Raw genomic sequence first — 11,852 nt, 5'->3', positions numbered from 1 at the left:
CCTGAGCTGAAAACAGCTATCAAAACCACCCCCATACTAATGTGGGAGCTGGCTTGCCTGCGATAGCGGTGTATCAGTCAATTCTATTCAATCCGCCCCTGCGCCATCGCAGGCAAGCCAGCTCCCACATTGACCGGGTTCGCAATTTTCTTCCCAGGCCGGGCACCCACTAGCTTCGCCTGCCCATCCTTCTGCTTGCCCGTGCGCGCCTCGCTGATCAACCCAGGGATCAACTTGCCCTCGGGCAAATTCTTCCAGAATCGGCTCGGCAAGTGCCCTTCCATCACCTTGGGGTTCAACCGCGCCGGGTTGAAGATGTGGCTGTAGTAGGTCAACCACATGGCACTGTGCGGGTCTTCAACATTCTGCGCCAGTTGCCGCCACGCCTCGGGGCACTCACGCTGATGAATCAACTGCTCGCCGTCGTAATACACCCCGTCCAGCGGCGTGGCGATCATCCAGCGATGACGCCCCATGCGCCCTACAAAATGCTGGCTGGCCGACTTTAAAATATCGTGGGCCGGCTCATGCCAGGCCACGTACTCCGGCAACTCCGGGCCCGCCTCGGCCGGCAAGGCGATAAACCGCACGAACGCATGCAAATGGTGAGCTTCACGGCTCACCTGCTTGATCCGCCGCTGCAACTCGCTGCCCAACTTGTCGCCGGCCAGCATCGCGGTGCGGTCGCCGTGGCTGACGCGCCACAACACTTCATACAACAGGCTCCAGCGCTGATGGCCGTGATAACACGCGGCCGACTCCAGCAACTCCAGCAGCGCCTTGGGAATCCGTGCCTGGAACGGGCCAAGCCCCTCGGGAACAGACTCGTCGGTAGCGAACAGGTCGGCCACTTCGGCCTCGCCCCAGCTCACCTGGCTGGGGTCGACCTGATGGCTGAGCAGCCAGCGCGCTTGTTCGCGCCAGGTAGTGAACAGGTTGTCGCATTCAAGACTGATCATCCCCAAAGGCCCATTTGCTGCGGCGCCGGGCGATCGCGCAGTTGCTCACGCAGCAACACGCTGGTGCTTTCCGCCTGTTGCGGGTGGTAGTCGCTGGTGATGAAAAACGGTTTGGCCTTGGCCAGTACGCACCGCATGCGCGCCAGGTCTTCGAAGCGGATCTTGCGCTCACGGCGCAGGTCGACCAGGCGCTGGGTGGTGCGCAGGCCAATGCCGGGAATACGCGCGATCAGCGTGGGTTCGGCGCGGTTCAGGTCGAGCGGGAACACCTCGCGATTTTCCAGCGCCCAGGCAAGCTTGGGGTCGATATCCAGCGCCAGATGGCCTGGGCCTTCAAACAGCTCGTTGGCACTGAAGCCGTAGCTGCGCAGCAGGAAGTCCGCTTGATACAGGCGGTGTTCGCGCATCAGCGGCGGCGCGGCCAGGGGCACGCTTTTCGGGCTGTTGGGAATGGGGCTGAACGCGGAGTAATACACCCGACGCAGCTTGAAATTGCCATACAACGCTTCGGCACCATGGAGAATGGTGCTGTCATCGGTGTCGTCGGCGCCAACGATCAGTTGGGTGCTCTGCCCGGCCGGGGCAAAGCGCGGCGCGCGCGGTTCATTGAGCACCGTCTGCTCGCCGGTGTAGATGGTTTGCATGGCCTGCTTGATGGACACGATGGTTTTTTCCGGGGCAAGGGTTTGCAGGCTGGCCTCGGTTGGCAGTTCGATGTTCACGCTCAACCGGTCGGCATAACGCCCTGCCTCGGCGATCAGCGCCGGGTCGGCATCGGGAATGGTCTTGAGGTGGATATAACCGCGAAAGTCGTGCTCTTCGCGCAGCAGCCTGGCCACACGAACCAACTGCTCCATGGTGTAGTCGGACGAGCGAATGATGCCGGAACTGAGAAACAGCCCGCTGACGCAATTGCGCCGGTAGAAATCCAGGGTCAGGGTGACCACCTCCTCCGGGCTGAACCGTGCGCGGGGCACGTCGCTGGAGCGGCGGTTGACGCAGTATTGGCAGTCGTAAAGACAGAAATTGGTGAGCAACACCTTGAGCAACGACACGCAACGCCCGTCAGGCGTGTAGCTGTGGCAGATGCCCATGCCGTCGGTCGACCCCAGCCCGGCCTTGCCCTCGGAGCTGCGCTTGGGCGCACCACTGCTGGCGCAGGAAGCGTCGTACTTGGCGGCGTCGGCGAGGATGCTGAGTTTTTCGATCAACTGCATGGGGTTCTACCGATACTGGTTTTTTGTACAGTATCAGTCGAACCCTCTGGTCACAAGTGCAGCCTGTCAGCTGGCCGTGGCCAGCAGCAGGTCTTGCACCGAACGCGCCTGGCCACGGTGGCGGTCGTGTTCATAGAGTGACGCGGCGATCTCATCGGCGCGAATCGGCAGAATCGACAGCAAGGTATCGCTCAAACCATGGCTGGCCTGGCTGAAACCCTGAATGTAAATACCGGCCTTGCAGCGCTCGTCGGTGACGATGCGGTAGTCACGGCTGACCTCGAAGTCGCCCATGTACGCGTCCAGCGGCGCGAGCAGTTCGCGGTGCATCTGGCGCTCATAACCGGTGGCCAGCACCACGGCGTCGTAATGCCCCAGCGTGGTTTCGCCGGTTGCGTTGTTGCGCAGGGTGAGTTCGATGCCCAGCGAGCCGGCGACGGCTTTCTCGACCACGGTCATGGTGCGGAACCCGTGACGGGCGATGCCGGAAACTTTCTGGCGATAGAAAATCCCGTAGATGCGCTCGATGAGGTCCAGGTCCACCACCGAATAGTTGGTGTTCTGGTACTCGGCCACCAGGCGCTCACGCTCGGCACCGACTTGCTGGAAGACCAGGTCGGTAAACGCCGGCGAAAACACTTCATTGACGAACGGGCTGTCATCGGCGGGCTTTAGTGCCGAACCGCGCAGGATCATGTCGACCTGCACCGACGGGAAGCTGTCGTTCAGGTCGATAAAAGCTTCGGCCGCGCTCTGGCCACCGCCGATGATCGCGACGCGCATCGGCTTGCCCTCAACACAAGGCTGCTGGGCCATGCGCGCCAGGTACTGGGAATGGTGGAACACCCGGGCGTCATCCTTGAGGCCCTTGAACGCCAGCGGCACACGCGGCGTGCCGCCGGCGCTGACCACCACCGAGCGGGTGGTGCGCACATGCTGCTCGCCCTGCGCGTCACGGGAAATCACCCGCAGCGCCTCGACCTGTTGCTGATGCAGGATCGGCTCGATGGCCAGCACTTCCTCGCCATAGCGGCCCTGAGCCTGGAACTGGCCGGCCACCCAGCGCAGGTAGTCGTTGTACTCCATGCGGCACGGGTAGAAGGTGCCCAGGTTGATGAAATCCACCAAACGGTCGTGGGCTTTCAGGTAATTGACGAAGGAGTACGGGCTGGTGGGGTTGCGCAGGGTCACCAGGTCCTTGAGGAAGGAAATCTGCAGTTCGCTCTGGGTCACCAGGGTATTGCCGTGCCAGCGGTAGTCGGCCTGCTTGTCGAGAAACAGCACGTCCAGTTTGCCCTGGGCCTTCTCGCGCTCTTGCAGCGCGATGGCCAGCGCCAGGTTCGACGGGCCGAAACCGATGCCGATCAGGTCATGAACGGCGGGCGAAGCAATTGCCTGTGTCATTCCAGTGTCCTCTGGATAAGCCCCGTGGCGGTGGGGCGGGAATACCTTCGAGACCTGAAGGCTGATCAACAGGTCATGTGTTGATAGGAAACGAGGACAATGAAATAAAATTTAATCAATGAGCGCTCATCGTGGCGAGCGGGCTTGCCCCGCGTTGGGTTGCGGAGCAGCCCTAAACCATTCGCCACGGAATTTCTGACACCCCGCGCACATCTCTTTTGGGGCTGCTTCGCAGCCCAACGCGGGGCAAGCCCGCTCGCCACAGGCTGTGTGTTACCTGGGTCAGCTCTAGGGCTCGGCACAAAGACCTTGAAAAACGGCGCACGCTCAATGCGCATCCCACTCGCGCAGGCGTACCCGGCAATGCTTCATGGCGTTGACGATGTGTTTCTCCACCAGGCTGCGGGAAATGCTCAAGCGCTCGGCGATTTGCAGGTGGCTCAAGCCGTCGAGTTTGCGCAGCAGAAAACTGTCGCGGCACACCGCCGGCAATTCTGCCAACGCGCGCTCGAGCATTTCCAGGCGCTGACCCTGGTCGTGACTGGCGTGGGGCGAACCGTTGGAGAAACGCCCTTCGCTGTCGAGCACTTCCAGGGGCTCGAACTGGCGCAAGGCGTTGCGCCGATGGCCGTCGATCACCAGGTTCAGCGCAGTGCGGTACAAAAATGCGCGGGGTTGTTCGATCGGCGTTTCGCTGGAACGCTCCAGCACCCGCACATAGGCGTCATGCACCACATCCTCGGCAACCTGGCGGTTGCCCAGCTTGGCGTTGATGAAACACACCAGCTCGCGATAGTAGTTTTCCAACATGACTCCCGACCGTCTGGAGAAACGGTATCCAATCCCTGAGTGCTAAAAAAGACAGCCCATCGATGATGGCAGTTTGAGTGTGTGCAATTTATAGTAATTCTCATCTAGTTTTAAAGAAGTCTTGCATCAACCGTCGATTTTTTTATTCCACGCAGCTGTTACCGATTGTGTAATGGCCTAAATCCCCGGGCAATTTCCTCGTTTACCTGTCAGCTCTGCGCAACTGCGCTCCGAACTTTCCCCGCTGGAACCTAAGCATGAAACGCCCTCGACCTGCCCGACGCGCCCTGCTTGTGGTGGCGTGCCTGATGCCTGTGATAGCCATCGCCGCCTGGCAAGTGCTGCCTCAGGGCCGCGACACCCTGGCGACCGTCACTGTCACGCGCGGCAATATTGAAAGCAGCGTCACCGCCCTCGGCACCCTGCAACCACGGCGCTATGTCGACGTGGGTGCGCAAGCGTCGGGGCAAATCCAGAAGATTCACGTCGAGGCCGGCGACCAGGTCAAGGCAGGCCAATTACTGGTGGAGATCGACCCGTCCACGCAAAAGGCCAAGCTCGACGCCAGCCGCTACGCCATCGAAAACCTCCAGGCCCAGTTGCAGGAGCAAAAGGCCCAACACGAATTGGCCCGCCAGCAATACACACGCCAGCAACGCCTGGTGGCCGGCAATGCGACCCGCGAAGAAGACGTACAAACCGCCAAGGCGCAGTTGAGCGCCACCCAGGCGCGGGTTGATATGTTCCAGGCGCAGATCCGCCAGGCTCAGGCCAGCCTGCGCAGCGACGAAGCCGAATTGGGCTACACACGCATCTTCGCGCCGATGGACGGCACGGTGGTCGCGGTGGACGCACGCGTCGGCCAGACCCTCAACGCCCAGCAACAAACGCCCTTGATTCTGCGTATCGCCAAGTTGTCGCCGATGACCGTGTGGGCCGAAGTCTCTGAAGCCGACATCGGCCACGTCAAACCCGGCATGAGCGCGTATTTCACCACCCTCAGCGGCGGCAGCCGGCGCTGGACCAGCACTGTGCGGCAGATTCTGCCCATCCCGCCCAAGCCGCTGAACGAAACCGCCCAGGGTGGCGGCAGCCCCAACAGTTCCAGTAAAAGCGGCAGCGGCCGCGTGGTGCTGTACACCGTGCTGCTGGACGTGGACAACACCGACCACGCGCTGATGGCAGAAATGACCACTCAGGTATTTTTTGTCGCGAGCCAAGTCAAGGACGCCCTCACCGCCCCGGTCGCCGCGCTGTTGAACAGCCATGGCGCGGGTAAGCCAATCGCTCGCGTGGTGGCCAAAAACGGTGCCATTGAGGAACGCGAAGTGCGCCTGGGCATCAGCGACCGCCTGCGCGTCGAAGTGCTCGGCGGCCTCAACGAAGGCGATCACCTGCTGATCGGCCCGGTCGATGGCAGTGGAGGTTGAGTTGACCACGCCGCTGATCGAACTCAAGCACATCCGCAAATCCTACGGCGGCGGCGACAGCCCGCAGGTCGATGTATTGCGCGGCATCGACCTGTCGATACATGCCGGGGAATTCGTCGCCATCGTCGGTGCTTCCGGCTCCGGCAAGTCCACCCTGATGAACATTCTGGGTTGCCTGGACCGCCCCACCGAGGGCGACTATCTGTTCGCCGGTGAAAACGTCGCGCACCTGGGCAGCGACGAGCTGGCATGGCTGCGCCGTGAAGCCTTTGGGTTTGTGTTTCAGGGCTACCACCTGATCCCCTCCGGCTCGGCCCAGGAAAACGTCGAAATGCCGGCGATTTATGCCGGTATCAGCGCCGCCGAGCGCCACGCCCGCGCCAACGCCTTGTTGACCCGCCTGGGCCTGGCCGAGCGCACCGGCAACCGTCCGCACCAACTCTCCGGCGGCCAACAACAGCGCGTCTCGATTGCCCGGGCGCTGATGAACGGCGGCCATATCATTCTCGCCGATGAACCCACTGGCGCCCTCGATAGCAGCAGCGGCGCCGAAGTCATGACGTTGCTGGACGAGTTGGCAAGCCGGGGCCACGTGGTGATCCTGATCACCCACGACCGCGACGTGGCGGCGCGGGCCAACCGCATCATCGAAATTCGCGACGGTGCCATCGTCAGCGATTCGGCAGAGGGTGACGCCCATGTGCCGGCAGTTGCCGGCAGCACGGCCTTGCAAGCCGTCGACTTGCGCCAGCGCCTGGCCGACGGCGCCGAGCACAACGGTGCGTGGAAGGCCGAGCTGGTGGACGCCGTGCACGCCGCCTGGCGCGTAATGTGGATCAACCGCTTCCGCACGGCGCTGACGCTGCTGGGGATCATCATTGGCGTGGCGTCGGTGGTGGTGATGCTCGCAGTGGGCGAAGGCAGCAAGCGCCAGGTGATGGCGCAGATGGGCGCGTTCGGGTCCAACATCATCTACCTGAGCGGCTCCTCACCGAACCCGCGTACGCCGCTTGGCATCATCACGCTCAACGACGTCGCAGCGCTCGCGGGCCTGCCCCAGGTCAAGCGCATCATGCCGGTCAACGGTGCGGATGCCGGCGTGCGCTTCGGTAATGTCGACCACATGGCCTACGTCGGCGGCAATGACACTAACTTCCCGGCGATTTTCAACTGGCCGGTGGTCCAGGGCAGCTATTTCACCGAGGCGGACGAGCGCGCCGGGGCCACGGTGGCCGTGATCGGCCATCGCATCCGCGAGAAACTGTTCAAGGACGTGGCCAGCCCGATCGGCGAGTACATCCTGATCGAAAATGTGCCGTTTCAGGTCATTGGCGTGCTGGCGGAAAAAGGCTCCAGCTCCGGCAGTGAAGACAGCGACGACCGTGTCGCCATCCCCTACACCGCCGCCAGCGTGCGCCTGTTCGGCACCTACAACCCCGAATACGTGGTGATTGCTGCCGCAGATGCACGCAAGGTGCATGAAACCGAACAGGCAATTGATCAGCTCATGCTTAACCTGCACAACGGCAAGCGCGACTACAGGCTGACCAACAGCGCCGCCATGATCCAGGCCGAAGCGCGCACGCAGAACACGCTGTCGTTGATGCTCGGTTCGATTGCCGCGATTTCCCTGCTGGTGGGCGGCATCGGCGTGATGAACATCATGCTGATGACCGTGCGCGAACGCACCCGCGAAATCGGGATCCGCATGGCCACAGGCGCTCGCCAGCGCGACATCCTGCGCCAGTTTCTCACCGAGGCGGTGATGCTCTCGGTGGTCGGCGGCCTGTGTGGCATCGCCCTCGCCCTGCTGGTGGGCGGCGTGCTGGTGCTGGCAGACATCGCTGTGCAGTTCTCGCTGGTGGCAGTGCTTGGCGCATTTGGCTGTGCGTTGGTCACCGGTGTCGTATTCGGCTTTATGCCGGCCCGCAAAGCTGCCCGGCTCGATCCGGTTAAGGCCCTCACCAGTGAATAAACGACTCACTTTGCTCAGCCTGTGCCTGCTGCTCAACGCCTGCGCCGGTAACCCACCCGCCCTCGACAGCGGCGTTGCGCCGCCTGCGGCCTGGCAATACGCCGAGCGGGACGCCACCCAGGCCATCAACAAGCGTTGGTGGACGCACTTTGGCAGCCCGCAACTGAACCGCCTGATCGATCAGGCACGCCGTGACAGTCAAGACGTGGCCGCCGCCATGGCGCGGGTGCGCCAGGCCCAGGCAAGCGCCGTGATCGCCGGTGCGCGGTTAAGGCCCGAGGTCAATTTCAACCTCACCGCCAGCCGTGAAAAGCTGCTGCGCGGCAGCGGTAATTCGGACCTGGACGCCACCGACAGCAACAAGACTGTCGACAGTTTTGGCGCCACCCTCAGCGCCAGCTACGAGCTGGACTTTTGGGGCGGTCGGGCCGCCTCCCGGGACAGCGCCCTGCACAGCCTGCGCGCCAGTGAGTTCGACCAGGCCACCGTGGAGCTGACCCTGCTCGGCAACGTGGCGGATCGCTACGCACAAACCCTTGCCGCCCGCCAACGCCAGCAGATCGCCGAACTGAACCTTGCCAATGCGCAAGACGTGCTCAACCTGGTACAGACCCGCTACGACGCCGGCTCAGCCACGGCGTTGGAGCTGGCCCAACAGAAAAGCCTGGTGGCAGGCCAGCAACGGCAGTTACCGCTGATCCAGCAACTGGCCGAAGAATCCCAAATCACCCTCGCCGCCCTCCTCGGCCAGCCGGTGCAGGCACTCGACCTGGGCCACGAACCTTTCCAGACGCTGTCCTGGCCGACCATTGGCCCCGGTGTACCGAGCCAGCTGCTGAGCCGACGCCCCGACCTCGCCAAGGCTGAAGCGCAGCTCTCTGCGGCCAGTGCCGACGTTACCGTGGCCCGTGCGGCGATGCTGCCCACCGTCACCCTGGGCGCTACATTCGGCTCGGGCGCGTACAAAGCCGAAGATATTCTGCGCAGCCCGTTCTACACCCTGACCTCGGGGCTGGTGGCGCCCATCTTCAACAGTGGCCGTTTGAGCGCCGAACGCGACAAGGCGCGCGCCCGCCAGGACGAGTTGCTGCACACCTATCGCGGCGCGATCATCAACGGCTTTGCCGATGTGGAAAAATCTCTGAGCAGCATCGCGCGCCTGGACGAGCAACGTCACTGGCAAACCGAGGAACTGCAACAGGCCCAGAGCGCGTTCCAGATCGCCGAAAGCCGCTACAAGGCAGGCGCCGAAGACTTGCTGAGCGTGTTGGAAACCCAGCGCACGCTGTACGCCGCCCAGGACGCGAATGTGCAACTGCGGTTATTGCGCTTGCAAGCCAGTATTGCCCTGTACAAAGCCCTGGGTGGCGGCTGGGAAATCGATATCCGATAACAAAACTCCATTTCCTTACACGGGACGTTTATTCGTCCTACATTCCTTGACGCGGGTCCTTGGTAAAAAGCCGTCCTCATACGGCTGCCCGGACCCTCATGATGAAAACCAGCGCTTTCGTGCAACGCCTGGCGTGCGGTTGCCTTTGGCTGATCGCACAGCTGAGCGATGCCAAGCCCCTGATCGCGCCCACGGCGATTGACTGGCTGCTGGACTGTCCGTTTCCCGCGGCTGCCCGACAAGACCCCGAGGTAGTCGACCGCACCCAATGCGGCACCGTGAGCGTGCCCCGCGACTATGCTGCGCCGGCGCGCGGCAAGGTGCGCCTGGCCGTAACCCGCGTCGGTGCGCGGGATCCGCTGAGCCGCGAGGGCGTGGTGTTTGTGCAGTCCGGCGAGCAGTCCAAAACCCAGGTCGCCACGTTCGCCCTTCACTTGGTCAGCCGCTGGGAGTCCTACGCCACCCCGGCCTATCGCACGCTGGCCAACCGATATGACGTGATCGAGCTGAGCCCCCGCGACCTCGATCAGGAGAACGGCATAGAGCAGGCCGCGCAGGACATGGAATTTGTGCGCGGGCAGTTGGGCGAGGCGCAACTCCACTACCTCGGCAACGCCGACGCCACACGCCTCGGCGGCCGTTATGCCGCGCTGTTTCCCGAGCGCGTGGCCCGCATGGTGCTGGTCAACACCGAGCACGGTGAACCGCCCGCCTCCGGCGTCGAACTGTTACTGCTTAAAGAGTCGACCCGGCCCAACGCAGTCGCCACCGGATGCATCAACCAATGGGTGGGGGATTTTCTGATCTACGGCAAGCAGCCGCCCGTCTCCACCCGCTGTCTTGATGTGGGCAGTTGGGAATAATCACCGCGTTTACGACCTGTTTGTTCGATCACAACCACTGAGCGCCAGGTGAAAACCCGATCACGGTGGGAGCGGGCTTGCCCGCGAAGGCGGAATATCAGTCACCGGATGCATCGCTGACCCAGCGCATTCGCGAGCAAGCCCGCTCCCACAGTTTGAACCGCATTCCATTACACTGTCCCCATTCATCCCAGGGGGCTTCATGGACATCGAACTGGCACGCACCTTCCTCGAAATCACCCGCTGCGGCAGCCTGGCCGCCGCTGCCGAGAAACTGCACGTGACCCAGACTGCCATCACCGCGCGGGTCAAAAACCTTGAGAGCCAACTGGGCAGCACGCTGTTTATCCGCAACCGCGCCGGTGCGCGGCTGACCGCCGACGGCGAGGCGTTTGTGGTGTACGCCAACCAGTTGCTGCAAACCTGGGAGGCCGCCAAGCGCGACCTGCCGCTGCCCGATGGCTACCGCAACGTGTTGCACATCGGCGGCGAGGTGAGCTTGTGCAACCCGTTGATGCTCGGCTGGGCCCAGGCGCTGCGCGAACACATCCCCGGCCATGCACTGCGTACCGAAGTGCGCGAAGGCGACTACCTGCTGCGCCAGTTGGAACTGGGTGTGCTGGACGCCGCGCTGGTGTTCCAGCCGCAGTATTGGCCGGGGTTGCAGGTGGAGCAGGTGCTGGAAGAAAAGCTGATTCTGGTGCAGTTGGTCAGCACACCCGACCCCTACGTCTACATCGATTGGGGCCCGGGCTTTCGCCAGCAGCACGACGCCGCCCTGCCCGACAAGGCCCGCGCCGCGGTGAGTTTCAACCTCGGCCCGCTGGCCTTGCAGTACATCCTCGAAAATGGCGGCGCTGGCTACTTCCGTACCCGCGTGGTGCAAAGCTACCTGGACAGCGGCGTGATGCAGCGCGTGCCCAAGGCGCCGGAGTTCAGCTTCCCGACGTATCTGGTGTATTCACGGGCGCGGGATTCGGCGGTATTGCAACACGCACTGGAACTGCTGCGCGGCGTGGTCAAGGCTGAAAGCGACTGGTCGCAACGCTGGGACCCGCTGATTTGAAGCCCCCAACGCCTTCGCGCGGGGGCTCAAGCGCAGTGAAAGCCTGATCATCGGCGTGATCACCGCCTCGGTAGACAACCCGTTCTACAGCGAGATGATCAAGGCGATTTCCCGCGAGGCAAAAAAACACGGCTACACCATCATGCTGGTGGACACCGATGAGCTGGAAGAGCTGGAAATCAAAGCCGTCGACACCCTGCTCGGCTACCGCGTGGCGGGCATCATTTTGTCGCCGGTCGCCGACGAACCGAGCTATCAGCCCGACTACCTGGAACGCGTGGGCAACGGCAAGACCCCGGTGGTGCTGCTCGACCGTACGATCCACGACAGCCCGTTCAGCCGCGTGGTGCTCGACAACTACCACAGCGGCCCCAACACTCGGCACCTCGCCTAGGCTCGGTGTGCCCGTAATCCGACCTGAGTGGTGTGAAGCAAAAGCGGTCTGGTGTAGAAGCTGGCTTGTGTGGGAGCTGGCTTGTGTGGGAGCTGGCTTGTGTGGGAGCTGGCTTGTGTGGGAGCTGGCTTGCCTGCGATGGCATCAACTCGGTGTGTCTGATGTACCGAGGTGTCTGCATCGCAGGCAAGCCAGCTCCCACAGAGAAGCTCAACAGTGTGTGAAAGTATTGAAGTCTTACTCGGTCAAAACTGTGGGAGCGGGGGGGGGGGGGGGGGGGGGGGGGGGGGGGGGGGGGGGGGGGGGGGGGGGGGGGCAAAGGGGGGCGCCACCCCCCCCCC

Annotated in this window: 9 protein-coding genes and 1 pseudogene; 6 read left to right on the top strand and 4 right to left on the bottom strand. The window is 63.0% G+C overall.

Annotated elements, in window-relative coordinates; translation table 11 throughout:
* Nucleotides 1-83 precede the first annotated feature (83 nt).
* From ACP7A2_RS07805 to ACP7A2_RS07790, 4 genes are all read right to left on the bottom strand, one after another.
* A complete protein-coding gene (locus tag ACP7A2_RS07805; RefSeq protein ID WP_426133752.1) occupies nucleotides 84-959 on the bottom strand; it encodes a TIGR03915 family putative DNA repair protein in 876 nt (291 codons plus the stop codon).
* Nucleotides 956-2,176: a putative DNA modification/repair radical SAM protein gene (locus ACP7A2_RS07800; protein WP_426133751.1), complete on the bottom strand. Its 1,221-nt coding sequence runs from the start codon at nucleotides 2,174-2,176 to the stop codon at nucleotides 956-958. The genes ACP7A2_RS07805 and ACP7A2_RS07800 overlap by 4 nt, the downstream gene beginning before the upstream one ends.
* Before the next feature lie 66 nt (nucleotides 2,177-2,242).
* Entirely contained in the window at nucleotides 2,243-3,580 is a 1,338-nt protein-coding gene (locus ACP7A2_RS07795) for a lysine N(6)-hydroxylase/L-ornithine N(5)-oxygenase family protein (protein WP_426133750.1), read from the bottom strand.
* Between the two features lie 327 nt (nucleotides 3,581-3,907).
* Entirely contained in the window at nucleotides 3,908-4,390 is a 483-nt protein-coding gene (locus ACP7A2_RS07790; RefSeq protein WP_426133749.1) for a sigma-70 family RNA polymerase sigma factor, read from the bottom strand.
* A gap of 257 nt (nucleotides 4,391-4,647) precedes the next feature.
* Between ACP7A2_RS07790 and ACP7A2_RS07785 the strand changes: the two genes are divergently transcribed.
* The 6 genes and pseudogenes from ACP7A2_RS07785 to ACP7A2_RS07760 all read left to right on the top strand — a co-directional run.
* Nucleotides 4,648-5,820 carry an efflux RND transporter periplasmic adaptor subunit gene (locus tag ACP7A2_RS07785; protein WP_426133748.1) on the top strand — a complete coding sequence of 391 codons (1,173 nt, stop codon included), beginning with the start codon at nucleotides 4,648-4,650 and terminating at the stop codon, nucleotides 5,818-5,820.
* Nucleotides 5,804-7,795: a MacB family efflux pump subunit gene (locus ACP7A2_RS07780; protein WP_426133747.1), complete on the top strand. Its 1,992-nt coding sequence runs from the start codon at nucleotides 5,804-5,806 to the stop codon at nucleotides 7,793-7,795. The genes ACP7A2_RS07785 and ACP7A2_RS07780 overlap by 17 nt, the downstream gene beginning before the upstream one ends.
* Nucleotides 7,788-9,188, top strand: a complete 1,401-nt coding sequence (locus tag ACP7A2_RS07775; RefSeq protein WP_426133746.1) for an efflux transporter outer membrane subunit — start codon at nucleotides 7,788-7,790, stop codon at nucleotides 9,186-9,188. The genes ACP7A2_RS07780 and ACP7A2_RS07775 overlap by 8 nt, the downstream gene beginning before the upstream one ends.
* 101 nt (nucleotides 9,189-9,289) lie before the next feature.
* Nucleotides 9,290-10,051 (top strand): alpha/beta hydrolase, encoded by a 762-nt coding sequence (locus tag ACP7A2_RS07770; RefSeq protein ID WP_426133745.1) that lies wholly within the window; start codon nucleotides 9,290-9,292, stop codon nucleotides 10,049-10,051.
* 202 nt (nucleotides 10,052-10,253) lie between these two features.
* The gene (locus ACP7A2_RS07765) at nucleotides 10,254-11,117 is read left to right on the top strand and encodes a LysR family transcriptional regulator (protein WP_426133744.1); all 864 of its coding nucleotides are present in this window, start codon (nucleotides 10,254-10,256) and stop codon (nucleotides 11,115-11,117) included.
* A 4-nt stretch (nucleotides 11,118-11,121) separates the two neighbouring features.
* A pseudogene (locus ACP7A2_RS07760) lies at nucleotides 11,122-11,487 on the top strand (LacI family transcriptional regulator); the annotation flags it as partial.
* Nucleotides 11,488-11,852: the final 365 nt, after the last annotated feature.

Source organism: Pseudomonas sp. PWP3-1b2 (assembly GCF_049896045.1).
GTDB lineage: Bacteria > Pseudomonadota > Gammaproteobacteria > Pseudomonadales > Pseudomonadaceae > Aquipseudomonas > Aquipseudomonas antarctica_B.
The sequence above is the reverse complement of the archived record's forward strand: the minus strand, read 5'-3'. Positions and strand labels throughout refer to the sequence as shown.